The 24674-nt window shown below is 68.5% G+C and carries 24 protein-coding genes and 1 tRNA gene; 16 read left to right on the plus strand and 9 right to left on the minus strand.

Annotated elements, in window-relative coordinates:
* The first annotated feature begins 1 nt into the window (after position 1).
* A complete protein-coding gene (locus tag HOV77_RS26270) occupies positions 2-577 on the plus strand; it encodes a suppressor of fused domain protein (protein WP_290866177.1) in 576 nt (191 codons plus the stop codon).
* 60 nt (positions 578-637) lie between these two features.
* Here the strand turns inward: HOV77_RS26270 and HOV77_RS26275 are convergent, their stop codons facing one another.
* The 3 genes from HOV77_RS26275 to HOV77_RS26285 all read right to left on the minus strand — a co-directional run bounded on the left by HOV77_RS26275 (position 638) and on the right by HOV77_RS26285 (position 2779).
* Complete coding sequence (locus tag HOV77_RS26275; protein WP_290866178.1) at positions 638-934, minus strand: DUF1905 domain-containing protein; 297 nt, start codon at positions 932-934, stop codon at positions 638-640.
* A gap of 109 nt (positions 935-1043) precedes the next feature.
* Positions 1044-2420: an MFS transporter gene (locus tag HOV77_RS26280; RefSeq protein ID WP_290866180.1), complete on the minus strand. Its 1377-nt coding sequence runs from the start codon at positions 2418-2420 to the stop codon at positions 1044-1046.
* Positions 2417-2779 carry a nuclear transport factor 2 family protein gene (locus HOV77_RS26285; protein WP_290866182.1) on the minus strand — a complete coding sequence of 121 codons (363 nt, stop codon included), beginning with the start codon at positions 2777-2779 and terminating at the stop codon, positions 2417-2419. The genes HOV77_RS26280 and HOV77_RS26285 overlap by 4 nt, the downstream gene beginning before the upstream one ends.
* Positions 2780-2869: 90 nt before the next feature.
* Here HOV77_RS26285 and HOV77_RS26290 point away from each other — a divergent pair, with 90 nt between their 5' ends.
* On the plus strand, positions 2870-5467 hold the full coding sequence (locus tag HOV77_RS26290; protein WP_290866184.1) for a LuxR C-terminal-related transcriptional regulator: 2598 nt from the start codon (positions 2870-2872) through the stop codon (positions 5465-5467).
* Positions 5468-5537: 70 nt separating this feature from the next.
* On the opposite strand, the gene HOV77_RS26295 is transcribed toward HOV77_RS26290, so the two are convergent.
* A complete protein-coding gene (locus HOV77_RS26295) occupies positions 5538-5810 on the minus strand; it encodes a hypothetical protein (RefSeq protein ID WP_290866186.1) in 273 nt (90 codons plus the stop codon).
* Positions 5811-5847: 37 nt separating this feature from the next.
* The gene (locus HOV77_RS26300; RefSeq protein WP_290866188.1) at positions 5848-6000 is read right to left on the minus strand and encodes a hypothetical protein; all 153 of its coding nucleotides are present in this window, start codon (positions 5998-6000) and stop codon (positions 5848-5850) included.
* 542 nt (positions 6001-6542) lie between these two features.
* On the opposite strand from HOV77_RS26300, the gene HOV77_RS26305 reads away from it, so the two are divergent.
* The 3 genes from HOV77_RS26305 to HOV77_RS26315 all read left to right on the plus strand — a co-directional run bounded on the left by HOV77_RS26305 (position 6543) and on the right by HOV77_RS26315 (position 10014).
* Positions 6543-7967 (plus strand): FAD-dependent monooxygenase, encoded by a 1425-nt coding sequence (locus tag HOV77_RS26305; protein WP_290866190.1) that lies wholly within the window; start codon positions 6543-6545, stop codon positions 7965-7967.
* A gap of 48 nt (positions 7968-8015) precedes the next feature.
* A complete protein-coding gene (locus tag HOV77_RS26310; RefSeq protein WP_290866192.1) occupies positions 8016-8828 on the plus strand; it encodes a hypothetical protein in 813 nt (270 codons plus the stop codon).
* A 283-nt stretch (positions 8829-9111) separates the two neighbouring features.
* Positions 9112-10014, plus strand: a complete 903-nt coding sequence (locus HOV77_RS26315) for a hypothetical protein (protein WP_290866194.1) — start codon at positions 9112-9114, stop codon at positions 10012-10014.
* A 123-nt stretch (positions 10015-10137) separates the two neighbouring features.
* On the opposite strand, the gene HOV77_RS26320 is transcribed toward HOV77_RS26315, so the two are convergent.
* Positions 10138-10212: transfer RNA gene (locus HOV77_RS26320), tRNA-Arg, on the minus strand.
* A 184-nt stretch (positions 10213-10396) separates the two neighbouring features.
* Between HOV77_RS26320 and HOV77_RS26325 the strand changes: the two genes are divergently transcribed.
* Positions 10397-11215: a hypothetical protein gene (locus HOV77_RS26325; RefSeq protein WP_290866196.1), complete on the plus strand. Its 819-nt coding sequence runs from the start codon at positions 10397-10399 to the stop codon at positions 11213-11215.
* 237 nt (positions 11216-11452) lie between these two features.
* Here HOV77_RS26325 and HOV77_RS26330 read toward each other — a convergent pair whose 3' ends face one another.
* Positions 11453-12085: a DUF305 domain-containing protein gene (locus HOV77_RS26330; protein ID WP_290866198.1), complete on the minus strand. Its 633-nt coding sequence runs from the start codon at positions 12083-12085 to the stop codon at positions 11453-11455.
* Positions 12085-13137, minus strand: coding sequence for a DUF3105 domain-containing protein (locus HOV77_RS26335; RefSeq protein WP_290866200.1), 1053 nt, complete (start codon positions 13135-13137; stop codon positions 12085-12087). Before HOV77_RS26335 ends, HOV77_RS26330 begins: the two co-directional genes overlap by 1 nt.
* Before the next feature lie 110 nt (positions 13138-13247).
* Between HOV77_RS26335 and argS the strand changes: the two genes are divergently transcribed.
* From argS to HOV77_RS26380, 9 genes are all read left to right on the plus strand, one after another.
* Positions 13248-14903 (plus strand): arginine--tRNA ligase, encoded by a 1656-nt coding sequence (gene argS, locus HOV77_RS26340; RefSeq protein ID WP_290866202.1) that lies wholly within the window; start codon positions 13248-13250, stop codon positions 14901-14903.
* Positions 14904-14908: 5 nt separating this feature from the next.
* Positions 14909-16288 carry a diaminopimelate decarboxylase gene (lysA, locus tag HOV77_RS26345; protein WP_290866204.1) on the plus strand — a complete coding sequence of 460 codons (1380 nt, stop codon included), beginning with the start codon at positions 14909-14911 and terminating at the stop codon, positions 16286-16288.
* A gap of 22 nt (positions 16289-16310) precedes the next feature.
* Positions 16311-17600, plus strand: a complete 1290-nt coding sequence (locus HOV77_RS26350) for a homoserine dehydrogenase (protein WP_290866206.1) — start codon at positions 16311-16313, stop codon at positions 17598-17600.
* A gap of 125 nt (positions 17601-17725) precedes the next feature.
* Complete coding sequence (locus HOV77_RS26355) at positions 17726-18133, plus strand: YbaB/EbfC family nucleoid-associated protein (protein ID WP_290866208.1); 408 nt, start codon at positions 17726-17728, stop codon at positions 18131-18133.
* Positions 18123-18467, plus strand: a complete 345-nt coding sequence (locus HOV77_RS26360; protein WP_290866210.1) for a hypothetical protein — start codon at positions 18123-18125, stop codon at positions 18465-18467. Before HOV77_RS26355 ends, HOV77_RS26360 begins: the two co-directional genes overlap by 11 nt.
* Positions 18464-19804, plus strand: coding sequence for a hypothetical protein (locus HOV77_RS26365; RefSeq protein WP_290866212.1), 1341 nt, complete (start codon positions 18464-18466; stop codon positions 19802-19804). The genes HOV77_RS26360 and HOV77_RS26365 overlap by 4 nt, the downstream gene beginning before the upstream one ends.
* The gene (locus HOV77_RS26370; protein WP_290866214.1) at positions 19804-20415 is read left to right on the plus strand and encodes a hypothetical protein; all 612 of its coding nucleotides are present in this window, start codon (positions 19804-19806) and stop codon (positions 20413-20415) included. The genes HOV77_RS26365 and HOV77_RS26370 overlap by 1 nt, the downstream gene beginning before the upstream one ends.
* Before the next feature lie 119 nt (positions 20416-20534).
* Positions 20535-21584 carry a threonine synthase gene (gene thrC / locus HOV77_RS26375; RefSeq protein WP_290866220.1) on the plus strand — a complete coding sequence of 350 codons (1050 nt, stop codon included), beginning with the start codon at positions 20535-20537 and terminating at the stop codon, positions 21582-21584.
* A gap of 63 nt (positions 21585-21647) precedes the next feature.
* Positions 21648-22853: an MFS transporter gene (locus HOV77_RS26380; RefSeq protein ID WP_290866216.1), complete on the plus strand. Its 1206-nt coding sequence runs from the start codon at positions 21648-21650 to the stop codon at positions 22851-22853.
* Positions 22854-22957: 104 nt separating this feature from the next.
* On the opposite strand, the gene HOV77_RS26385 is transcribed toward HOV77_RS26380, so the two are convergent.
* Positions 22958-23365: a hypothetical protein gene (locus HOV77_RS26385; RefSeq protein ID WP_290866218.1), complete on the minus strand. Its 408-nt coding sequence runs from the start codon at positions 23363-23365 to the stop codon at positions 22958-22960.
* Between the two features lie 63 nt (positions 23366-23428).
* Here HOV77_RS26385 and thrB point away from each other — a divergent pair, with 63 nt between their 5' ends.
* On the plus strand, positions 23429-24313 hold the full coding sequence (thrB, locus tag HOV77_RS26390) for a homoserine kinase (RefSeq protein ID WP_290866219.1): 885 nt from the start codon (positions 23429-23431) through the stop codon (positions 24311-24313).
* The last annotated feature ends 361 nt before the right edge of the window (positions 24314-24674 follow it).

Genomic DNA, 24674 nt, shown 5'->3' on the forward strand with positions numbered 1-24674 from the left:
CATGGCAGTGAGCGCGGACAACAAAGCGATCGCCAAGACGACGGCGGGGATTTTCGGGGGCAGCCCGCGGGTCATCGAATATCTCAACGCCGACGAGACCAGCCGGATCGGGATCCTGCACTCGGCCGACCGCCCGGAGAAGGGGCTGACGGCGTATGCGACGATCGGGCTGTCGGACATGTCGCTCGACCGCGACGTCGACCCGCCGCTGGGGGTCGAGTTCCTCGGGGTCGCCGAGTCCGACTACCCCTACGCCGAGATCCTGTCGACGGCCGCGTTCTTCGTCCTGAACGACGGCTGGGAGCCCGAGCCGGGCGCCTGCTTCCGTGACGTGGTCCGGATGCAGATCCCCGACACCGAGCTGCCGCACATCTACTTCACCGATCCGTCGGTCTACTGGGACCAGGAGTTCGCCTCCCGGGTCGTCGGTGAGAAGACGGTCGCCTGGCTGCTCGCCATCCCGGTGAGCGAGGCCGAGGCGGAGTACGCCCTGGAGAACGGGGCGGAAGCGCTGGAGACGTTGTTCGAGGAGAACGAGATCGACGTCACCGATCTGGAGCGCGACTCGGTGCTGTGACCAGCAAGGACGTCGGCCGCCTCGCACTGAAGAGGCGGCCGGCGTCTGTGTTTTCGGCTGCTACAGGATCTCGACGGAGACTTCGGCGATCTCGCCTGGATGCAGTTCCTCGGCGCGGCGGACGGCCTTCTTGACCGGGAGGACATAGCAACCGCTCTTGGCGTCCGGGAAGATCGACGTCGCCCAGCTGCTCGTGCCGATGGTGACCTGTACGCGTACCGCCCCGAAGCCGCGGCGAAGCCCGTCGGTCAGCTCCCGGATCTCCTGGGAGGCCTCGGCCGGCAGGCTCACGAAGGTCCAGCTGTCCAGCTTGCGGGCATCCCACAGCCACAGCTCGGCGGCGAACTCGACGATCACCCACCCACCGTAGCGTGCGGCGCTGGATCAGGGTTCCGGGTCGAATCTTGGACGAGATACGACCCGGAACCCTGATCCAGCGCCCAAGAGAGAAGCGCCCCAACGGAAACTAGCGGCGGGGCAGCAGCTGAACGAGTCCGGCGAGCGCAGCCTCCAGTACGCACAAGGCGATCAGCCCGGCCTGGAACCCGCCGGTGTACCCGGTCGCCTGGTAGAACACGATCCCGATGAGAGCCACGCCGACGGCGTTGCCGGTCTGGTTGACGGTGGACAGTACGCCCGAAGCCGACCCGGTGTGCTCGGGCTCGACGTTGGCCAGGACGGTTGTGGTGAGCGGGGCCAGGGCCAGGCCCATGCCGATCCCGTCGATCGCCAGGCCGGGCAGGAGCCAGCCGATCCCATGCCCGGCGGCGAAGACCATCGAGACCAGTCCGGCCACCATGATCAGCGCGCCGATCGCGACCACCTGGCGGCCGAGCCGAGCCGCGAACCGATGGGCGTTGAGCGACGTGAACAGGTACCCTGCGCCGATCGCCATGAACACCGTGCCCGACTCCAATGCGGACAGTCCTTGGCCGAACTGGAGGTAGAGCGCCAGGATCAGGAAGAACGACGCCTGGCCCATCCAGAACAGCTGCACTGCGAGCAGGCCCTTGCCGAAGGCGGGCTGCCGGAACAGGCGCAGGTTCACCAACGGGTGGCTCTGCCGGTTCTGGTGGACCCCGAAAGCGGCCAGGAGCACGGCCGAGCCGCCGAGACTCAGCCAAGTCCACAGTGGCCAGCCCTGGTCCGGGCCCTGGATGAGCGGCAGCACCAGCGCGACCAGGGCGGCCGTGACGAGACCGACGCCGACGAGGTCGAGCCGTCCGCCGGTGGCCCGCGACTCGGGGAGCGTACGCAGTTTGACCAGGGCGGCGATGCCGATCGGGAGGTTGATCAGGAAGCACAGCCGCCAATCCAGCCCGAACAGGTCGGCCTTGATGAGCAGTCCGCCGATGAGCTGGCCGAACACCGCGCCCAGCCCCAACGTGAGGCCGTACTGAGCGAACGCCTTCGGCTGCGCCCACAACGGCACCGCCGTACGCAGAATGGCCAGCGTCTGCGGCATCAGCATCGCCGCGCCCAAGCCTTGGAGCACCCGGGCCCCGATGAGGAGCCCGGCGGTCGGGGCCAGTCCGCAGAGCACCGAGGCCACCGTGAACAGCGCCAGCCCGAGTCCGAAGATCCGTCGGCGGCCGTAGAGGTCGCCGAGCCGGCCGCCGGTGATCAGGCCGGCCGCCAGGGCCAGCCCGTACCCGGCGACCACCCATTGCAAGGCGGCCGGTCCGGCCCGGAGGTCGAGCTGGACGGCGGGGAGGGCGACGTTGACGATGAAGAAGTCCAACGCCGTCATGAAGGTCGCGGTCAACAGCACGGGCAGTACGCCGCGTGGAACGGCCGGCCGAGCCGGGGTGGCGACGGGAGTCGCGACAGCGGTGGTGGTCACGCCGCACCTCCGGGCACCTTGTCGAGGAAGCCGTGCACCTTGGCGATCCGGCCGTCGGCGAGCTCGACGACGTCGAAGCCGATGACGATCGGCTCGCCGCCCTCGCCCGCCGGGACGAGGTGCCAGGTGAACCGCGCGATGTCGTGGTGGGCGTCGACCGGGCCGCCGAGCCGGAACTCCAGCCCGGGGAACTGGCCCTGCACCGCCGCCAGCAGTCCGTCGATCTGCTCGTGGCCGGTGACGTCGGCCAGCGGGTCGATGTAACGGGCGTCTTCGGTGTAGGTCGCTGCGATCAGTTCCTTGCGAGCGGCGGCGTCGGTGGTGTTCCAAGCGGTCAGGTAGTTCTCGATGATTTCCATGCGGCAAAAGCTACGGAGATCGGGGAACTGCGGAATCGGTATCGCTTAGGTACTTCGGCGCTGTGCGTACCAGTGTGTAAATTCGAGCCCGTGCTGCACGGCCGGAACCGCGAACAAGACCAGGTGAACCGCTTGATCGCGGCCGGTGGTGGGGCGCTCGTGCTGCGCGGCGGCCCGGGGATCGGCAAGACCGCGCTGCTGGAGTGGGCCGCGGAGCTGCCGGTCGGGCGGGTTTTGCGCGGCAACGGCGTGGAGTTCGAGGCCGAGCTGCCGTTCGCGGGTTTGAGCCAGCTCTTGCGACCGGTCCTGGATCGGCTGGATCGTCTCCCCGGCGCGCAACGGGCCGCGCTCGCCGCTGCGTTCGGCCTGGCCCAGGGCGAGGCCGCGGACCGCCTGCTGGTGGGCTTCGGGGTGTTGTCACTGCTCGCGGAGGCCGCGGACGAGGGGCCGGTGCTCTGCCTCATCGACGATGCCCACTGGCTCGACGCGGTGTCCGCAGACGCCTTGCTGTTCGCGGCGCGGCGGCTGAGTGGGGAGGGCGTGATCTTGCTCTTCGCCACCCGCGACGGCGGATTCGCCGCGCCCGGCCTGCCTGAGCTGCGGCTGGAGGGCCTCAGCGCGGTCGACGCGGCCCGGTTGCTCGATCCCGATCTCGACCCGGTGATCCGCTATCGCGTGCTCGGCGAGGCGCAAGGCAACCCGTTGGCGCTGCTTGAGCTGCCCAGGGTGGGCGATCAGGCGGCGGACCGTCCGCTGCCCGAACGGCTCCAGGCCGCGTTCTCCGGCCAGGTCGCGCAGCTGCCCGCGGCTACGCGTGCGGTCCTGCTGGTCGCAGCGGCGGAGGACACCGGCGAACTCGCGGTGGTGCTGCCCGCGAGCGGCGGCACGGCCGACGACCTCCGCCCGGCCGAGGCCGCGGGTCTGATCGAGATCGTGGGCACGAAGCTTCAGTTCAAACATCCACTTGTACGCACAGCGGTGTACCACGCGGCGGCATACTCCGATCGCCTGGCCGCCCATCGCGCGCTCGCCGACGCTCTGACCACATCGGACTCAGCCGACCGGCGCGCCTGGCATCTCGCCGCCGCAGCGACGGGCCCGGACGACGAGGTCGCGGCCGCCCTCGAAGACACCGCCCGGCAGGCCCGGGACCGCAACGGTTACGGAGCCGCGGCGGCGGCGTACGAGCGGGCGGCGCAGTTGAGCCAGACCCCGCAAGCGCAGGCGCGCCGCCTTCTCCTCGCGGCGGAGAACGGGATGCAGGCCGGTTCGCCGGCCAACGCCGTCACGCTGGCCGAACGGGCCGCCGCGCTGGTTCAGGAACCGGCCTTCCTCGCTCAGGTCGGCTGGGTCGAGGGGCGCGCCTGGTTCTGGCAGGGCAACTATCAGACGGCGTACGACCTGCTCATGGCGGCGGCCGGATTCTCGGCCGACCCCGGTCCGATCCTGCTGCAGGCGATCCATCCGGCGTGGTACCTCGGCGAACCGGTGCTCACCGATTGTCTCGACCGGCTCGCCGAACTCGACGATCCATTGGCGCGGTTCCAAGTCGCCTCGGTACGCAGTCGCCCCGCCATGCCGGCGTTGGCGTCGCTTTCCGACGTCGCTCCCCGGGATCTCGTGCAGATCTGCGGACTCGGGTTCGTCGCCGGACAGGACGCCTTCGCCTACGAGGTGACGGCCGCGCTGGTCGCGCGCTGCCGGGCTGAAGGCCTCGTCGGATTGCTGCCCACGCTGCTGTTCTTCCAGGCCGAAGCCGAGTTCTTCCATGGTCGCCAGCAAGACGCCGACGTCAGCGCGGCCGAGGGCCTCGAGGTCGCCCGCGACGGTGGCCAGCCGCTCTGGATCAGTCAGCTCTCCGCGTTGCGAGCCGTTCTCGCCGCCGTCGCCGGTTCGGCCGACGAGTGCCGTGCGTACGCGGCCGACGCCCTGGCCGCTGCCGCTCCGGGCTGCGAACCCGCCGGGTACGCCTGGGCGCAGTGGGCACTGGCCCTGCTCGACCTGGGCGAGGGGCGTCCCGAGGCGGCCGTTCCCCGGTTGCTGGCGCTCCAGGAGAACCCGTACGCCCACCACGTGGCGGCGTACCGGTGCATCCCGGATCTGGTGGAAGCGGCGGTGCGCTCGGGCGCTGCCACCGTCTCGCTGGACCGGCTCACGGCGTACGCCGAACGGGTGGAGCAGCCGTGGGCGACCGCACTGCTGTTGCGTTGCCAAGCCCTGATCGCCGGCGACGAGGAGCTGTTCACGCGATCGCTGTCGGCGTCGGCCCGCCCGTTCGAGCGGGCCCGCACAGAGCTCCTGTACGGCGAGTGGCTTCGCCGCGGCCGCCGCAAAGCCGAGGCGCGTACCGTCTTGCAGCGGGCACTCGAAGTCTTCGACCGGCTGGGCGCCCAGCCCTGGGCCGCGCGTACGCGTACCGAGCTGGCGGCGACCGGACTGCTCACCTCGGCCCCGCCGGAGTCGGCGATCGCCTCGCTGACCCCGCAGGAACTCCAGATCTCTCGGCTGGCGGCGCAAGGTCTGTCCAACAAGGACATCGCCGCTCAACTGTTCCTGAGCCCGAAGACGGTGGCTTATCACCTGTACAAGGCGTACCCGAAGCTGGGCGTCGGCGGTCGTTCCGACCTCCCCGCCCTTTTCGCGCCCGCCCTTTCTCCGCGCCCTCTGGGATTTGCCGCGCGATCATGAACTATCGGGCGTGATCAACCGGCGTGTCGTGTCCCGAGCGCCCTGATCGTTCCCTCGCCAGCATGATCCGTCAGGCGCTGGGTTCGGCGTTGTAGCCGAGCGCCTCCCAGAGCGCCTCGGCGTCGAGGATCTCCAGCTCAGGGTCGAGTTCGCCGAGCCGGCGCAGCACGTCGGCGGGCGCGCCCTTGGCTTCGGCCGCCGAGCGGATCATCCGGGCAGTCAGGGGCAGCGTGTCGAAGTCGACATAAGGGGACAATTGTGCTCGGGCGGTCCGGCGGGCGACAAGCTCCTCCGAGTCGGCGTCCGAGAGCTGATAGCTGTTGTCGAGCGCTCCACTTGTCATGGTTGATCCCATACCCGGAGTGCGGCGCGGCCGAACGTCAAAGCGCGCTGCGGAACTGCCGATCCAGGACGTACCGGCGCTGGAGAAGGATGCTCACGATCATGACGACGACATCCTTGTCCACAGTAGAACCGACGAACCCGCCGATCGCGCGGCGGGCCGATTTGGCCCGCTCTTTCCGCGCGATCATGAACTTTCGGGCGTGATCAACCGGCGTGTCGTGTCCACGAGGCCCTGATCGATCCCTCGCGAGCGTGATCGACTTCCGCGGTCAGCCGGCGATCACATGGGCGGAGGGCCGGTGGCTGGCGGCGGCGGAGGCCACCGTGACTCGATCGGCGGATGGCCTGCCTCAAAGGCCGTCGTCGTCGGGTCGACCGGGTTCGCCGCATCCGGCGCCGAACGGCGGTTACCTCGTCGTAGGAGCGTGATCAACAGCGTGGCCAGGACCGCGACGACGACCGCTCCGCAGAGTAGACCGTCCCAGGACGCGAAGTCCATGTCGCTCCCTTCATCGATGGGTTCGAGCGTAGGGATGTGGCGCAACCCGCTCGGACTGGACGGCCGACCGCTGGGACTTGTACCTTTGCCGATGACCGTGACGCCACCGGAGGAGGTGAGACCCATGAACGTATCGATGTGGGTGCTCCCCATCCCGGTGACGGTCGGGCGATCGAAGTAGGTGTCGCCGGGAGCGCCTCGCCGTCAAGGCACTCCCCGAAAGGCAACACCATGTTTGACGTGATCATCGCCGGGTCCGGCCCGGCCGGTGCCCTCCTGGCCGCTGAACTGCGGCTGCACGATGTGCACGTACTGGTCCTGGAGAAGGAGACCCAGCCGACGTCGTTCGTCCGCATCGTCGGCCTGCACGTGCGCAGTCTCGAACTGATGGCCATGCGCGGACTGCTGGATCGGCTGCTCGAACGCGGCAGACGACGTCCGTCCCGAGGCTTCTTCGCCGCCATCGACAAGCCCACGCCGCCCGGCCTGGATTCCGCGTACGCGTATCTGCTGGGCATTCCGCAGCCCGTCGTCGTCCAGATACTCGAAGAGCATGCGATCGGGCTCGGCGCTCAGATCCGGCATGGTTGCACGGTCACCGGGTTCGAGCAGGACGACGACGGAGTCACCGTCGAACTGGCCGACGGAGAGCGGCTTCGTACGCGGTACCTCGTCGGCTGCGACGGTGCCCGCAGCACGGTTCGCAAGCAGCTCGGCGTCGGTTTCCCCGGCGAACCCACGCGATCCGAGACCCTGATGGGCGAGATGGCCGCAGCCGCACCGCCGGAGGAGATCGCCGCCAAGGTGGCCGAGATCCGGCAGACCGACAAGCGCTTCACCTTCGCCCCCTTCGGCGAAGGCGTCTATCGCGTCATCCTGCCGGAGTCTGGAGTCGGCGATCGCGCTGAACCGCCGACGCTCGCGGACTTTCAGCGCCAGTTGCACGCCATCGCTGGAACCGACTTCGGTGTGCACTCTCCGCGCTGGTTGTCCCGCTTCGGCGACGCCACACGGCTCGCCGAGCGCTATCGGGTCGGGCGGGTGCTCCTTGCCGGCGACGCGGCGCACATCCATCCGCCCATCGGTGGGCAGGGATTGAATCTCGGCGTACAGGACGCCGTCAACCTCGGCTGGAAGCTGGCCGCTCAGATCCAAGGCTGGGCCCCTGAGACGCTCCTGGACACCTATGAGGCCGAACGTCGTCCGGTCGCTGCGGACGTGCTGGACAACACTCGAGCCCAGCAGGAACTGCTGTCTCCCGAGCCAGGGGCGCAGGCCGTACGCCGGCTGCTGACGGAGTTGATGGACTTCGACGAGGTCAACCGACACCTGTTGGAGAAGATCACCGCTACCGGCATCCGTTACGACTTCGGTGCAGGTCCTGACCTTCTCGGCCGCCGTATGCCCGACGTCGAGCTGAAGCCGGGCAATCTCTACGGTCAGCTGCACAGCGGTCGTGGCCTGCTGGTGGACCGCACCGAACGGCTCACCGTCGGCGGTTGGTCGGATCGCGTGGACTACCTCGGCGACTCCACTGCGTCGCTGGATGCTCCAGGCGTACTGATCCGGCCCGACGGTCACGTCGCCTGGATCGGCGGCGATCAGCAGGACCTCGACGTACACCTCGGACGGTGGTTCGGTACGCCCGCGAACTGAGCTGTCGACGGGACATCGGCGCTCGACCGAACTCCCTACACTGCGCGCATGTCACGTCGCGGACTGGTGATCTCTGCGCTGCTGCTCGGCTTGGCAGGCTTCGGCCTGCGGCTGTTGCTCGTGTTCTGGTGGCAGCCCTTGATGTGGCGCTTGGACGGCATGAAGTTGTTCGTCGGCTTCGCTCTAGGGCTTGCTGTCGCTATCGCGGTTCCGGCCGCCGCGTGGTTCGTCGCTTTCTGGCTCCACTGGCGAAAGATCCGCCCCGGGATCGTCGAGATGCGAGCGGGCCGATTCGTGGTTCCCAACAGTCCGGCGTACGGCGGGAGTCAATTCGTCCTCTTCATGGTCAACGCAGGTGGCCTGGTACCGACCGAGCGGGTGCCAGGCCACGACACCATGCGGATCTACGCCGATCCGGCGCTGCTCATCGTCTCGATCGGTACGCTAGCCGTCTTCTTGCTCGTGGCCGTCACGTTCCTGTTCTGGCCGAAGCCGCGCATCGAGCTGACCCCGGCCTGCGTCGAGTTCCACTACTTCCTGTCCCGGAGAGCCTTCAAATGGGAGGAACTGGCACCCGGCGGCCCGCAGGCTCCCAGTCGCTTTCAGAAGCTCTCGGTGCTCGTTCGTGGACCACGAGGCGGGTGGATGCCGACGACGGTTCCCGCCATCGTGCTGGCCGAGCGTGGTTTCATCGCGTCCCTGATCCGGCACTATGCCGACCATCCTGCGTACCGGGCGGGGATCGGTACCGCTGCGGAACACGCGCGCCTCGTCGGGCCAGGCGGCCCACTGCGGTCGCCCAGCGGCGATCCGGCGCACCAGCCGGGATACGCACCGGCCATCGTGGACAGATCGTCCTAGTGACGGACATGGTTGTGGACTTGCCGACGGTTGCTCGAATCTCGATGGGTATGCGCCGCTCGACCGTTGGCGGAACAGGTGATCCAGCCTGGTGCCGCCCGCTCCGCCAATAGGCGACATCGGCGGCGGTCGGTGTCGAAGAGTGGCCAGGGGTGTACTCCAAGTAATCCGCTCGACGGGCGACTCGACGATGCGGGGCTGCTCAACTGTCACGATGAGTCAAGGCCAGATGGATCGGGTCGAGCGTCCTGAGTCGACGAGCCGCGGCAAACGAATCGCGCTGATGACACTGGTACTGGTCGCGGCCGGGTTCGCGGTGCTGGTCGGGACTGGCGCACTCGGCCTCGCCGACCCGCTTCGCAAGCTAGTCGCCGCGTGTTGTGCAATCGGCTCCGGTGCCCTTTCGGTTCTGCAACTGCTGACGGAACCCGCCCGCAAGAAGGTCTGGCGCGCCGTCACCGATCCCAAGACGGTCGGGCCCAGTCTCCTGGTGACGGTGGTGGTGTTGGCCGGCTCGATAGCCTTCACCGCCAGCCGCGGTGACGGCGGGCCCAAGGCCGGTGCCGACGCCTCTCCGTCGGCTTCGCTTTCGCTTTCGCCTTCCCCCTCCCCGTCGCCTTTCCCCTCGCCTTCTCTGTCGAGGGCACCCAACCCGTACGGCGGCCCGGCGACGATGGTGCTCGACGAGCGATTCACGGACCCGGAGACCTCGGACTGGCATGAGCAGGACGGCCACGACCAAGGGTGCTTCTTCGACAACGGCTACCACGTCGCCACGACCAACTATTACTACGAGTGCCACGGCTATGCCGAGTATGCGAACTTCACCGCTGAGGTGACTGTTGCGATGACCCGTGGCAACGGTGGGGCGATCACCTTCCGCGACGACAACAGCGGCGGCCAGTACTACGTGGTGGAGTTCGACGCTAGGGGCGAGTTCACGGCTCGGAAGATCTATAAGGGTGGCAACAAGATCCTGGTCGAAGGCAAAGGCAAGGCAGGTCGTACGCAGACCATCGCGATCACCGCAGTCGGCCCGGCCGTCACCATCTACCTGGGCGGCGTCAAAGTCGGGTCGTTCCGGGACGAGGCGATCGCCTCGGGCTCGATCGGCCTGATCGCAGCGGGCGGCAAGTCCTCAGAGATCGTCGTCAGCCGGGTACGAGTATGGTCCGACAGCCAGTAGCAGCGGCGGGTCGGACCCGTTTGCGCTCGGACGCGCGCGAAGAGCGGGGCGCACTCCGGCCCCCGCTCAGCGGCAAATGACGAAGTCCACGGTATGCGGACCGTGGACTTGGATCTCTTGGTGTGGTGCCCCCGGCAGGATTCGAACCTGCGCCCCCGCCTCCGGAGGGCGGTGCTCTATCCCCTGAGCTACGGGGGCTCAGCGACCGACAAAGAGTACCAGGTGTCTCCCTCGACGCCGAAATCGGGACCTGGATCGGCCATCCGGACCATCCGTGTCACGGACGAAGATCAGCGCTGGGGCTTTTCGTCCGATCCGGGGAGATCCTCGCGTCGGCGAGTATGTGGCGTTCACTCTGCCCTTATTCCCCTCGGAGGATTCCATGCGCCAGCGCCTTGCGCGGGTCGCTCTCGCGGCGGCAACGGCCGCTCTCGCCGGTCTGGCGTTCGCCTCGCCGGCCCGTGCGGCCGACGCCGATATCCCGATCAACCCGGGCAACGTGGGACCCAACGGGGTCACCGCGGCAGACTTCAAGACCCATGATTGCGAAGACATCTTCGACTTCTTCGGCAACGTCGAAGGAGACGATGCGCCGAGCGCGAAGTCGCAGTTCAACAGGGTTACTGCGAACGGCGCCGTCGACATTCCGGTCGGTATCGACGGATGGCACTTCGTTCTGCCTGACGCGTCCGGCGATGCTTTCGTCTCGCTGAGCCTGAACTTCACCACGCCGGACGGTCCGGTCACGGTCACGATCCCGGGTGGTGGCGGCGACGAGGACCTGTACTGGGGTCTTCTCGGCGAGTCCGGTGGCAAGGCCAACAAGCACGCCTACCTGCTCACCATCGCCGGTTGGACGCTGACGGGCGGCCACGCGATCGTCAAGCGGGCCGACGGCAAGACGTACCCGCAGGACATTTTCAACCTGAGCCACGTGTGCGCCGGTACGCCGGGCACTGGTACGCCGACTCCAGGCACCACCGAGACGCCGACGCCGGGGAACTCGGACACGCCGAGCCCGGGCACCTCGACCCAGCCGGGCGGGACCCCGTCGCCGTCGAGCTCGACGGGTGGCGGCCTGCCGGTGACCGGTGTCGCCTGGGGTGCCACGGCGCTGACCGCGGTCGGGCTGATCGCTGCCGGTATCGCGCTGATGGCCGTTCGTCGTCGCCGTGAGCTGACCGAGGACTCGGCGAGCTGACGCTCGACGCGAGACCGAGCTGACGTTCGACGCGAGCTCGACCGACGTTCGACGCAAGCCGGCAAGCTTCGTAAGCGGAAAGCTCCATGATCAGGGTCATTTCCAGGTCGCTATGAACGACAGGGAAATGACCCTGATCATGGAGCGACCGCACTCAGGAAAAAGCACATAGCGCGAGCACATAGCAAAAGTGGGGGTGTCCAGCCGGACACCCCCACTTTTGCGTACGCGGTGAAACTAGGAGCCGAGCTTCTTCTGCAGGTTCTGGATGACGGTCAGCTCGTTCTGCTGGCCGGCCTTCATGTTCTCGGCCAGCGAGACGACCTCGGGGTTCTTCGAGGCGGCGAGCAGGCCGTCGACCATGTGGATGCCGCCCAGGTGGTGGGTCAGGATCAGCTTCAGGAAGAGGATGTCGACCTGCTTGCCCTTGGCGTCTCGCAGTTCTTGAACCTCAGCCTGCGACGCCATGCCCGGCATGAGGCCGTTCTTCACCGACGCCTGCCCGTCCGGCATCCACGCCATGGCGGGCTGGTCCGACGTCGGGTTGAGGCCCCAGAAGGTCAGCCAGGTCTGCATCTGACCGATCTGGTTCTCCTGGGTCAGGGCGATGTCGTAGCCGAGCTGGCGTACCTCGGGGTCGGTCGCCCGGGCGGCCGCGATCATGCTCATCTCGACCGCCTGGGCGTGGTGCGTCGACATGTCCCGCGCGAAGCCTGCCTCCGGTGAGTCGTCCGCCGGGTTCTGCTTCGTCGCCGCGGTCGCCGACGGGGTCGTCGGAGTGACGACGCGGCCCACGGCGTACCCCGTCATGAGCGAGACCACGATGGCGAAGGCGAGGCCCCCGGCGATCAACCACCTGCGAGCCGGCATCAGGAACCCAGGTCGTAAGGGGTCGTGCCGGTCCGCGTGACGCCGCCGGAGCACGACGCGCCCGACTCCATCGAGGCGTTCTTGCGCAGCGCGCGGACGAACGCGTCGATCCGTGAGTCGTCGGCGTTGTCGACCTTGAGCTGGTAGCCCCAGGCCTGCAGCGAGATCGGCGAGCCGAGGTTGTCGACCGGGCTCATGAGCATGTACTCCTTGCCGGTCACCCGCTCGGCGAGCTTCGCGACCTGCGCGGGGTCGAGCTTGCTGTCGTACGTGATCCAGATGGCGCCGTGCTCGAGGCTGTGCGTGGCGTGCTCGGTCGCGATCGGGGCCTTGTAGACGTCGCCCATGCAGTTCTGCCAGACCGGGTTGTGGTCACCGCCGACGGACGGGGTGACGGCGTAGGTCAGCTTGCCCTGCTTGTGGTTGTTCGTCAGCCAGGCCGGCTTCTGATCGCGGTAGTTCACGATGCCCTGGATGGCGGCGGCCCGCTGAGTCCACGGCGTCGAGGCCTCCTTCTTCTCCAGCTCGGCCTCGGCCTTCTGCTTGGCCTCGGCGGCGGAGGTGGCCCGCATGTCCTTGATGATGAAGTACGCGCCGAAGCCGACGATCGCGACGGCGACGGTGATCACCGCGATGAGCAGGCCGATCGGACCCCACGAGCGCTGCTGCGTCACCTTGACCGGGGTCACCGGGCGGCGGCCCTTGCCACCGGAGGCGACCGGCTTCTGCCCGGGCTTGGCCGGGCCGCCCGGCTTGGCCGCGGTGGTGGTCGTGCTCTTCGTGTCGGCCGCTGGCTTCGCCTCAGCGGCCGGCTTCGAGCTGGTCGTGGTCTTAGAGCCGGTCGTGGTCTTGGAACCGGCAGCCGGCTTGGAGCCGGTGCTCTTGGAGCCGGTCGTGGACTTCGATCCGGCCGCCGACTTCGAAGAAGCCGTCGACTTCGATCCGGACGTCGTCTTCGATTCGTCCGCCGGCGGCTTGCCGCCGGTCGCGGTGGATTTGCCGCTCTTGACGACGTTCACTTGCCGGTTCTCACCGGGGGTGCTGACGCTCATCACATGCCTCTAAGGGGTGGGATCGTGGCTGGCCAGGATCGGATCACAACAAGCTGACGGGAGGTGACCGCCCGTCAAGCCCCAGAGTCTAGCGCGGATACCATGGATCAGTGACTCCTGAGAAACTCGCCGACGCAGTCTTGTCCGCCGCTCACGCCGTCTTCACCGAGCGTGGCCTGGATCACTCGGTTCTGCCGGGCACGACCGCCGTCGAGCGTCCGCGTAATCCGGAGCACGGAGACTACGCCTCCAACCTGGCGATGCAGGTCGCGAAGCGGGCCGGAGTCAACCCCCGCGATCTGGCCGGTGCCGTCGCCGCCGAGCTGGCGAAGACGAACGGCATCAAGACCGTCGAGATCGCCGGGCCCGGATTCCTCAACATCCGGCTCGACGCCGCCGCGGCCGGAGCGCTTGCGCGGACGGTCGTGGAGGCGGGTGCGGCGTACGGCGAAGGCACGGCGCTGGGCGGCGAGGCGCTGAACCTCGAATTCGTCTCGGCCAACCCGACCGGTCCCATCCATCTCGGCGCGGTCCGCTGGGCGGCGGTCGGCGACGCCCTCGCCCGGATGCTGAAGGCGGCGGGGGCGCGGGTCACCACGGAGTACTACTTCAACGACGCCGGCTCGCAGATCGACCGGTTCGCCAAGTCGCTGCTGGCCAGCGCCCAGGGCGAAGAGGTGCCCGAGGACGGCTACGTCGGGGCGTACATCACCGAGATCGCGCAGACCGTCGTCGCCAAGCGGCCGGACGTCCTCGAATCGGAGGATCCGCAGGAGATCTTCCGGGTCGAAGGCGTACAGCTGATGTTCGAGCAGATCAAGGAGTCGCTCGCGCAGTTCGGCACGCACTTCGACGTCTACTTCAACGAGAAGGACCTGCACGACCGCGGCGAGCTCGACCACGCGCTGGAGCGGCTGCGGGCACAGGGCCACACCTTCGAGGCCGACGGCGCGGTCTGGCTGCGTACCACCGACTTCGGCGACGACAAGGACCGCGTACTGCGCAAATCCAACGGTGAGTGGACCTACTTCGCCGCCGACTGCGCGTACTACCTGGACAAGCGAGAGCGCGGCGCGGAGCGCGTGGTGATCATGCTCGGCGCCGATCACCACGGCTACATCGGCCGCATGCGGGCCATGTCCGCGTGCTTCGGCGACGACCCCGACCGCAATCTGGAGATCTTGATCGGCCAGATGGTCAATCTGGTACGCGACGGGCAGCCGGTCCGGATGAGCAAGCGGGCCGGCACGGTGGTGACGCTGGAAGACCTCGTCGACGCCATCGGGATCGACGCGAGCCGGTACGCCCTGGCCCGCTACTCGTCGGACTCGCCGATCGACATCGACATCGAACTCTGGACCCGGGCGACGCGGGACAACCCCGTGTACTACGTCCAGTACGTGGCCGCCCGGACCGCCAGCGTCGGCCGGAACGCGGCCGACCTCGGCCTGACCCGGGACGCTGGGCCGTTCGACCCGGCGCTGCTGACCCATGAGAAGGAGCTGGAGCTGCTCAAGACGCTCGGCGACTTCCCCGCCGTCGTGCAGTCCGCCGCCGAGCTGCGCGAACCCCACCGAGTGGCCCGTTACCTCGAGGAGCTCGCCGGGGCGTACCACCGCTTCTATGACAACTGCCGGGTGCTGCCCCAGGCCGACGAGTCGATCAACCCCCTGCACGTCGCCCGGCTGTGGCTGAACGACGCGACGCGGCAGGTCATCGTCAACGGCCTGACCCTGCTCGGCGTCTCCGCCCCGGAACGGATGTAAGAGGAATGCGCGCACACGAAGCCGGAGCCCTGCATGGCGACTTCGGCCAGCACCCCACGTGGCTGCGGCCCCCGGCCGACGTCAACGAGCTCATGACCGAGCTGTGGCCGCAGACGGCCACCAAGGACGGCGGCGTACTGCACATCGGGGGGAAGTCGGTCGCCGAGCTGGCCGCCGAGCACGGCACTCCGGCGTATCTGCTGGACGAGGAGGACTTCCGGGCCCGGTGCCGGAGCTTCCGGGCCGCGTTCGCGGGGGCGGACGTCTACTACGCGGGCAAGGCCTTCCTCTCCAAGGCGATCGTGCGGATGGTTCACGAGGAGGGCCTCCACCTCGACGTCTGCTCCGGTGGCGAGCTGGCGACCGCGTTGGCGGCCGGGATGGACCCCGCCAAGATCGGGTTCCACGGGAACAACAAGTCGGTCCGGGAGCTGAGCCGGGCGCTGGATGCGGGCGTCGGCCGGATCATCGTCGACTCGTTCGGCGAGATCGACCGGCTGAGCGCTCTCGCGACCGAACGCGGCGTACGCCCGCAGGTGATGATCCGCGTGACGGTCGGCGTCGAGGCGCACACCCACGAGTTCATCGCCACTGCTCACGAAGACCAGAAGTTCGGCTTCTCGCTGTCGGGTGGTGAGGCGTTCCGTGCCGCCGGGAAGATCCTCGGCGAAGGCGTCCTGGAGCTGCGCGGGCTGCACTCGCACATCGGCTCGCAGATCTTCGACGCGTCGGGATTCGAGGTCAGCGCGCGGCGCATCCTCGGACTGCATCAGCGGATCCTTGACGAACTCGGGGTGGCCCTGCCCGAACTCGACCTCGGCGGCGGCTTCGGCATCGCGTACACGAGTCAAGACGATCCCCAGCCCGCCGCGGACCTGGCCGAGCGGATGAACAAGATCGTCGACGACGAGTGCGCGGCCCTGGGCCTGGACCGGCCGCACCTGAGCGTGGAGCCGGGCCGGGCGATCGTCGGACCCGCCGTGTTCACCCTCTACGAAGTGGGCACGGTCAAGCCGATGGAGGGTCTGCGGACCTATGTCAGCGTGGACGGCGGGATGAGCGACAACATCCGGACCGCCCTCTACGACGCCTCCTACTCGGCGACTCTGGCGTCGCGTACGTCACAGGCCGGTCCGATGCTTGCCCGCGTGGTGGGAAAACATTGTGAGTCCGGGGACGTGGTAGTGAAGGATGAATTCCTGCCCGCTGACATCCGGCCCGGAGATCTTCTCGCCGTGCCGGGCACCGGCGCCTACTGCCGGAGCATGGCGAGCAACTACAACCACGTGCCGCGGCCGCCGGTGGTGGCCGTCCGGGACGGGCAGTCGCGGGTGATCGTGCGCCGGGAGACCGAGGACGACCTGCTCGCGCTGGACGTCGGCTGACTAACACAACAAGGGGTCTGTCGTGAAGGAGCCTGTCAAGGTAGCCCTCCTGGGATGCGGCAATGTCGGTGCGGAGGTCGTCCGGCTGCTCCATGAGCAGGCCGCCGACCTCACCGCCCGGATCGGCGCGCCGATCGAACTCGTCGGCGTGGCGGTCCGCCGCCTCGGCCGGGATCGCGGCGGGCTCCCCGTCGACCCCTCGATCTTCACGACGGACGCCCTGGGCCTGGTCAAGCGAGACGACGTCGACGTCGTCGTCGAGGTGGTCGGCGGCATCGAGCCGGCCCGCAGCTGGCTCGTCGAGGCGCTGAACGCCGGCAAGAGCGTGGTCACCGCGAACAAGGCGCTGCTCGCGGAGGACGGCGGCTCGCTGCACGACGCCGCCGCGCGGGGCGAGGCCGATCTCTACTACGAGGCCGCGGTGGCCGGGGCCATCCCACTGCTGCGCCCGCTCCGCGAGTCGCTGCACGGCGACCGCATCACCCGGGTCACGGGCATCGTCAACGGCACGACCAATTTCATCTTGTCCAGCATGGACGCTTCGGGGGCCGGCTTCGGCGAGGCGCTCGAAGAGGCCACCACTCTCGGGTACGCCGAAGCCGACCCGACCGCCGACGTAGAGGGCTTCGACGCGGCCGCCAAGGCGGCGATCCTCGCCTCGCTGGCCTTCCACACCCGGGTCGGCGCCGCCGACGTCTATCGCGAGGGCATCACGGAGGTCAGTGCGGCCGACGTGGCGAGCGCCAAGGCGATGGGTTGCACGATCAAGCTGCTGTGCATCGCCACCCGGACCGAGGACGGCGGAGTCAGCGTACGGGTGCATCCGGCGATGATTCCGCGTACGCACCCGCTGGCCGGGGTCAGCGACGCGTTCAACGCCGTCTTCGTGGAAGCCGAGGCGGCCGGTCAGCTCATGTTCTACGGCCGGGGCGCCGGGGGTGCGCCCACCGCCAGCGCGGTCCTCGGCGACCTCGTCGCCGTCGCGCGCAACCGTCTCGCGCGGACCCGCGCCGCCAGCGAATCGGCGTACGCCGACCTGCCCGTGCGCTCGATGGGCGAGGTACGCACCCGCTATCACATCTCTCTCGACGTGGCCGACCGCGCGGGCGTGCTCGCCGCTGTCGCCGGGGTGTTCGCCAAGCACGACGTCTCCATCGCGACCGTCAACCAGAGCGGCCGGGGCAACGACGCCGTCCTCGTCATCGTCACCCACTCCGCCCCGGACGCGGCGCTGGCCGCCACGGTCGAGGAACTGCGGTCGCTGGACATCGTCCGGTCCATCGCCAGCGTCCTCCGGGTCGAGGGCGAGTAACGCTCGGTAACTCCTCCACCCCTTGCCGGCCGGTTATCCACAGGCTGGCCGGAGGGGTTTGCGGATCATGATCGAGCCTGCCTAGGGTTTCGGCATTGGTTCGACCGAGGGGAGGGGTTGGGACGATGTTCCAGAACATCGACGCAGCCGAAGAGTGGCTCGAAAGCTGGTCGGCGGGGGTGAGCGAACAGGCGGCCCGGGCGGCGCAGCTCTCGTCGCGGGTCGCGTCGCTGACCGGCAAGGCGGAGAGCAACGACGGTTCGATCCGGGTCACCGTCGGCGCTTCCGGGCAGGTGGAGAAGCTGGAGCTCGACGACCGGGTCCAGCAGTTCCGGGGGGCCGACCTGGCCGCGCAGATCCTGGGCGTCATGCGCAAGGCGCAGGCCCGGCTGTCGCAGCAGGTCGCCGAGGAGGTCCAGGCGACCGTCGGCGCCGACACGGAGACCGGCCGCGCCGTCATCCACTCGTTCGACACGCGGTTCCCGCAGCCGTCCGAGGACGACCAGGACGGCGGTGCCCGCCATGGCCGGTGACGGACAGCTCGTCCAGTTCCCGATCGCGATCGTCCAGAAGCACGCGGGCACTGTGGAAAACGTCGCCTCGGCGATGGACATGGCGAAGGGCGCGATCCACGAGGTCACCATGAGCACTGAGGCCTACGGGCAGCTGTGCCAGTTCCTCCCGGCCATCCTGAGCCCGATATTCATGATCGCCCAGTCGGCCCTCAACGATTCGGTCACGTCGCTGGGGGAGACGGCGCAGAAGCTGCGTACCGCTGCGACGAGCACGCAGACCACCGACATCGAACGGGAGCAGGCCACGACCGCGATCACCTCCCGTCATCCCGGGATCGAGCTGGCTCTGTGACCAATCCGCTCGTCGCCCAAGCCCAATCCTCGACTACTTGGTACACCGGGCTCGGCCTGATCGAGGATGCCGCCCAGATCTCCGACGGCATCAAGAACGACAGCTGGGTCGACGGCACGCTCGGCACGGTCGGCGGTGCGCTCGACGTGCTGGGGATGGTCATCGACCCGCTGGGCTCGCTCGTGGCGTGGGGCGTGTCCTGGCTGATGGAGCACGTCAAGCCGCTGAAGGAGGCGCTCGACTGGCTCGCCGGCAATCCCGACGAGATCTCGGCGCACGCCCAGACCTGGGAGAACGTCGCCAAGTTCACCCTCGACGCGCAGAAGTACTACGCCGACGCGCTGCGGGTCGAGACGGCCGACTGGCTGGGCGACTCCGGGGACGCGTACCGGGGTCACGCGAGTGGCCACTTGAGCGTCATGGAGGGCATCAGCAAGGCGGCCCACGGCATCCACTACGCCGTGATGGGCGCCGGCCTGATCGTCGGTCTCGTCCGGGGCATCGTCCGGGACTTGATCGCCCAGTTCATCGGTACGCTCGCCGCCCGCCTGCCGCAATGGCTGGCCGAAGCGGGGCTGACCCTCGGCCTCGCCACACCGGTGGTCATCGGCCAGGTGGTGTCGCTCGTGACGACCTGGGTCAACAAGATCCAGAAGTTCGTCCGGGCGCTGCTGTCAAGCCTCAAGAAGCTCACGCCGATGGTGAAGAAGCTCGGCGAGATCCTCGAGCAGCTCAAGGAGCTGCTGAAGAAGCTCGGCCGCAGCAACCCGCTGACCCGGAGCGCCGACGGTCCACCGCCGCTGAAACCCGGGGAGATACCCGGGCCGCGAACCAGTCCGGCCAACGGTCCGCTCGCCGGACGGGAGCTCGATCCGCACTACCGCGGCGAGACCGACCCGTTCACCGCGTCGAACCTGTTCGGCCGTCCGAGCAACGGGGTCCGCTACTTCGACGAAGCCGGCCGCGAGCAGTTCCGGCTCGTGGTCGACAACCAGGGCCGGCTGCGTAACGCCTCCGACGGCAGCCTCTTCGACACCACCAGTGGTGTGTCGGCGCACAACGGCGGCGGCCGCGCGGTGTTCGTCATGGATCAGAACGGCAACCTCTTCGCCAGCAACTACCATGGCGTGGGCGACTTCCATCACTCCAGCTTCCTGGCCGGTGGGGACGTCGCCAGCGCCGGCGAGCTCACGGTCCGCAACGGCGTGCTGGAAGGCATGAACAACAGCAGTGGGCACTACAAGCCGACGCAGGGCCACCATGCCCAAGCTCGTGACGAGCTGCTGGCTCAGGGCGTACAGCCCGGCCCGAACGGCCTGACGGAGGATCTCTGGTGATGACGCAGCAGGACGAGTGGCGGGGGACGCTCAATCAGATCCTCTACCTCACGAACTACGCGCGGGCGCTGAACGACGAGGACGCCGCCAGGTTCGCGACGCAGATGATCGAGTTCGATTTCTTCCCCGATGGTCCGGCGGTCTATCGTGCGGCCATCGACCGGGCGCTCGCCGCCCCGGTGCTGCTCGACGAGGGGGCCGTGCCGGCACCGCATCCAGAGCCGGCGCTGCGGGAGTTCCTCGGCAAGGTCGCGGCCGAACTCGACGCCCGCCAGCCATGGGCCTCGCCCCGCTATCGCATGCTCGACGCGAAGCTCTGGGAGACCTTCGGCCAGGCCCGTGCGATCGCCAAGATTGATTGGTCGCCGATCCGCGTCGCCAACCACCTGCGTTCGCTGTTCGACACGGTGCAGGCGGGTGAGGCGAAGCTGCCCGTCCTGGTCTTCCGGATCGGCAGCGGCGAGGTGCTCGCCTTCCTCGGCTCGGCCGACCCGAAGGTGCATTCAGTCACGCTCTACCAGCGCGATCCCGGCGATCCGGCCGAGATCATCGCGCATTTCTGCGAGTACACCGGGTTCGATCCCGCCGAGATCAAGCCGCTGCACGGCTGAGCCGCGGTGCGGGAGCCTTCCGGGAAGGGGCTGGGGCGTCTTCCCGGAAGGTGGAACCGACTGGTGATCTGAGCGTTGAGCAGGCAGGCTAGCCTGTGACTCTGCGTGAGGAGACCAGCATGTGGCGTGGATTGATCGATCGCTATCGGGACCGGCTGCCCGTTTCGGCCGCCACGCCGGTGATCACCCTGCATGAGGGAAACACGCCCCTGGTCCCCGCTCCGGTGCTCTCGGGCCGGACGGGATGCGACGTCTATCTGAAGGTCGAGGGCGCCAACCCGACCGGCTCGTTCAAGGACCGCGGCATGACCGTCGCCGTCTCCAAGGCCGTCGAGCAGGGCGCGAAGGCGATCATCTGCGCGTCGACCGGGAACACCAGTGCCAGTGCGGCGGCGTACGCGGCCCGGGCGGGCATCGCCTGCGCCGTCCTGGTGCCGCAGGGCAAGATCGCCCTCGGCAAGCTGGCTCAGGCGCTCGTACACGGCGCAAAGCTGCTGCAGGTGACCGGGAACTTCGACGACTGCCTGTCGCTGGCCAGCAAGCTCGCCGTCGACTACCCGGTCGCCCTGGTGAACTCGGTGAACATCGACCGCCTGCATGGCCAGAAGACGGCGTCGTTCGAGATCGTCGAGGCGCTCGGCGACGCTCCCGACATCCACTGCCTGCCGGTCGGCAACGCCGGCAACATCAGTGCGTACTGGATGGGGTATTCGGAGGACTTCGCGGCCGGCAACTCCACTCGCCGGCCGAAGATGTTCGGCTTCCAGGCTGCCGGGTCGGCTCCGCTGGTCACCGGCAACATCGTCGAACACCCGTCGACGATCGCGACCGCGATCCGCATCGGCAACCCTGCGTCCTGGACCAAGGCCATCGACGCGCGTGACGAATCCGGGGGACTGATCTCCAGCGTCACCGACCGGGAAATCCTTTCGGCGTACCGTCTGCTGGCGCGTGAGGTAGGCGTCTTCGTCGAGTTGGGGAGCGCCGCGAGTGTCGCGGGCCTGCTGCAATCGGCGGACAAAGGGCTGCTGCCCGCGGGCGCGACCATCGTGTGCACGGTGACCGGCCACGGCCTGAAGGACCCGGAGTGGGCGATCTCCACCGCGCCCGCGCCGACCACGATCGCGCTGGACGTGCTCACGGCGGCCAAGGCCCTGGATCTCGCCTGACGCCGGGGACGGCTTGCCGGAGCCGCCAGGAGTGCGGTCAGTCGGCACTTGTAAGGTGCACGAGTGCGTGCGCTCCTAACGCAGAATCGTGACTTCCGCCGTCTGTTCCTCTCCCAGCTGATCACCGGCGGCGCTGACTGGTTCCTCATGGTGCCGCTGCTCGTGCTGCTGGCCGACCTCACCGGCGGTGGCTTCTGGGGCGGTGCCGTGCTCGCCGTGGACACCGGCATCGTGGCGTTGCTGCTGCCGTACGCCGGGACCGTGGCGGACCGGATCGACCGCAAGCGGATGATGATCGGCGCGAACCTGGCCGCCTGCGTCGCCGTCTGCGGCATGTTCTTCGTCCGCGGGCACTGGGCCGGACCGCTCGCCGCTGTGGCCGTCGCCGTCCTCGCGAGCGCCAAAGCCTTCTACGGCCCGGCCGCGAACTCGGCGCTGCCCAATCTGGTCCGCCCGGACGAGTTGTCGGCGGCGATGGCGGTGGCCGGATCGACGTGGGGCACGATGACCGTCGTGGGCTCGTCGCTCGGCGGGGTGCTGGCGAGCCTGGTCTCGCCGTACGTGTGCTTCGTGGCAGTCGCAATCCTGCTCGCCGTGTCGGCCGCGCTCAGCTGGGGGATTCACCAGCCGACTCAGGTTGCGCTCGCCGCTTCCGACCGGTCCGAAGCATGGCCGGCCATTCGGGAGGCGATCGGGTACCTCCGCCGCCGCCCGCGGTTGATCTCGCTGGTCACGGTCAAGGCGGCGGTCGGTGTCGGCAATGGACTCCTGGTCGCCTTCCCGCTGCTCGCGCTGCACTACGGCGTCGGTGCGATGGGCGTCGGCCTGATGTACGCCGTCCGCGGCCTCGGCTCACTGCTCGGTCCGTTCGTCCTCCGCCGGATGCTCAACCGGACGGAGTGGCTTCTGCCCGGGCTGTCCATCTCGATGGCCTGCTACGGAGTGGCGTACTTGGCGGTGGCAGCGGTCGACTGGTTCCCGCTCGCCCTGATCGGCATCTTCGTGGCGCACGCCGCCGGTGGGGGCAACTGGGTCATGAGCGCGTACGCGATCCAGCAGTCGGTTCCGGACGACCTGCGCGGCCGGATCGGAGCCACCGACACGATGATCGCCATGATCGCGGTCACCGCCTCGCAGTTCATCGCTGGGCTGCTTGTCGACTCCGTGGACACCCGGCTGCTCGTCGCGGGATGCGCCTTCACCACTCTCGCGTACGCCGCCGGTTGGCGGTTCGCCACTCGGCGGATCGCTCGGCTCGCTACCGCTTGACGCGCCTTTGTGGCTGCTTCGCGGCGGGCTTTGTGGCTGCAGATCACGGTTACGCATGTGATCATGGCCGGTTTTGGCCTGCGTAACCGTGATCTGCAGGGGTGTCAGGCGGTCGGCGGGGTGTATTGCGCGTATGGCGCGGCAGCGGCCGGAGCCACCGGTGCGGCTGCGCGACCGGCGAACACCGAAAGCAGAAGCAGCACGAAGCCGAGCAGGTGGATTGCGCCGAGGACCAGGCCGGCGAGGCCGAACCACAGGCCGACCTCGTTGTAGGAGATCTCGAGGTCCCGCATGATCACGGGCAGGTTGTACGAGACGATGTACCAGGCGACGTTGAGCAACGCCCCCAATGCCAGTACGCCCGTGCCGCCTGCGGCCAGCCCCGTCGCCTTGCCCAGCCTCCGCCGGTTGGCCAGAACTGCGCCGAAACCGGCCAGAAAAGCCAGGAGTGTCAGCAAGATCGGAGCCATCGAAAGCAGGAAAGCGCCGTTGAGCGGGATGTAGTCGGACAAGCTTCCTCCCGAGGGGTGGGTTCGCGAGGATGGTACCGGCGCTTCGCACCTACGATGTCCGCTGTGTCGATCTCGTTGCAGTCCGGCCCGGTGACCGTCCGGGTCCCCGCCACCAGCGCCAATCTCGGTCCCGGTTTCGACGCCCTGGGCGTCGCGCTCACGCTCTACGACGAGGTGACCGCGACCGTGGTCGACGGGCCGACCCGGGTGGAGATCGCCGGTGAGGGCGCTGGGGAGCTGCCCCGCGACGAGTCGCATTTGATCGTCCGGTCGATGCGTACGGCGTTCGAAGCGCTCGGGGCGGCCGCGCCGGAGATCGAGCTGCGCTGCGTGAACCGGATTCCGCAGGCGCGCGGGCTCGGATCGTCCAGCGCCGCCATCGTGGCCGGAGTGACGCTCGCTCAGACGCTGGCGGGAATCGCCGACCGGGAGCGGGCGTTGGAGATCGCGGGCGCCGTCGAGGGGCACCCCGACAACGTCGCGCCGTGCGTACTGGGCGGGTTCACGATCGCCTGGCTCGACGAGAAGCACCGGGCCCGGGCCGCCACCATGGCACCTGTCCAGAGTGTCCGGCCGGTCGTCTTCGTTCCCGACGTGCAAGGACTGACGGCGGTCGCCCGGGCGGCGCTGCCCACTGCCGTCCCGCACGCCGACGCCGCCTTCAACGCCGGGCGCTCGGCCCTTCTCGTGTACGCCCTGACCGCCGACCCGGCCCTGTTGTTCCCGGCCACCGAAGACCGGCTGCACCAGGCGTACCGGGCGGGTGGGATGCCGGGGACGGCGGATGTGGTCCGACGGCTTCGTGAGGCTGGAGTGGCCGCTGTGGTTTCCGGCGCGGGACCTACCGTCCTGGCGCTCTCCGAGGTACCGTCTGGTTTCGACCCGGGAAATGGTTGGATCCGCCACAACCTCGGGTTCGACTCGCAAGGGGCCCAGGTTGTGAGCTAAGCTGGACACGCCGAGCGGGACCCTATTGCCGCAGGTCTCACGAGTTAGCTAGGCTCTGGACTAGCACAGCCGCGAGACAGCGTTCTTCGGCGGTTCGGCTTTCCCCAACGGTCAATGGCGGGTCTCCGCCCACCCCCGTCCGCAAGCCGCGCTGCGCAAAGATTTGCTCGGTTGCGCGACAAACCCCTGCCTCAGGTTCTGATGGGGCGGGTGTATCGCCAGGCCGCCCGGCCACTCTTCGCGCCGACGCTGAGGTCCTCAGCGCAGACGCAATCCGGGCAGCTCGGCCCATCGAGGGAAGGAATCCATTGAGCGACACCACCGACACCACGTCGGATGTCTCCACCGTCGCTGACGACGC

The organism is Hamadaea sp., from assembly GCF_013362815.1.
Lineage (GTDB): Bacteria > Actinomycetota > Actinomycetes > Mycobacteriales > Micromonosporaceae > Hamadaea.

Bases quoted from the DNA above. Each gene is read 5' to 3' on its own strand.
- HOV77_RS26300 (WP_290866188.1), bottom strand. From the start codon at position 6,000: ATGATCGCGCGGAAAGAGCGGGCCAAATCGGCCCGCCGCGCGATCGGC.
- HOV77_RS26370 (WP_290866214.1), top strand. From the start codon at position 19,804: ATGACGCAGCAGGACGAGTGGCGGGGGACGCTCAATCAGATCCTCTAC.
- HOV77_RS26355 (WP_290866208.1), top strand. From the start codon at position 17,726: ATGTTCCAGAACATCGACGCAGCCGAAGAGTGGCTCGAAAGCTGGTCG.
- HOV77_RS26330 (WP_290866198.1), bottom strand. From the start codon at position 12,085: ATGCCGGCTCGCAGGTGGTTGATCGCCGGGGGCCTCGCCTTCGCCATC.
- HOV77_RS26285 (WP_290866182.1), bottom strand. From the start codon at position 2,779: ATGGAAATCATCGAGAACTACCTGACCGCTTGGAACACCACCGACGCC.
- HOV77_RS26295 (WP_290866186.1), bottom strand. From the start codon at position 5,810: ATGACAAGTGGAGCGCTCGACAACAGCTATCAGCTCTCGGACGCCGAC.
- HOV77_RS26270 (WP_290866177.1), top strand. From the start codon at position 2: ATGGCAGTGAGCGCGGACAACAAAGCGATCGCCAAGACGACGGCGGGG.
- HOV77_RS26315 (WP_290866194.1), top strand. From the start codon at position 9,112: ATGACACTGGTACTGGTCGCGGCCGGGTTCGCGGTGCTGGTCGGGACT.
- HOV77_RS26305 (WP_290866190.1), top strand. From the start codon at position 6,543: ATGTTTGACGTGATCATCGCCGGGTCCGGCCCGGCCGGTGCCCTCCTG.
- HOV77_RS26325 (WP_290866196.1), top strand. From the start codon at position 10,397: ATGCGCCAGCGCCTTGCGCGGGTCGCTCTCGCGGCGGCAACGGCCGCT.
- HOV77_RS26310 (WP_290866192.1), top strand. From the start codon at position 8,016: ATGTCACGTCGCGGACTGGTGATCTCTGCGCTGCTGCTCGGCTTGGCA.
- HOV77_RS26360 (WP_290866210.1), top strand. From the start codon at position 18,123: ATGGCCGGTGACGGACAGCTCGTCCAGTTCCCGATCGCGATCGTCCAG.
- HOV77_RS26335 (WP_290866200.1), bottom strand. From the start codon at position 13,137: ATGAGCGTCAGCACCCCCGGTGAGAACCGGCAAGTGAACGTCGTCAAG.
- thrC (WP_290866220.1), top strand. From the start codon at position 20,535: ATGTGGCGTGGATTGATCGATCGCTATCGGGACCGGCTGCCCGTTTCG.
- lysA (WP_290866204.1), top strand. From the start codon at position 14,909: ATGCGCGCACACGAAGCCGGAGCCCTGCATGGCGACTTCGGCCAGCAC.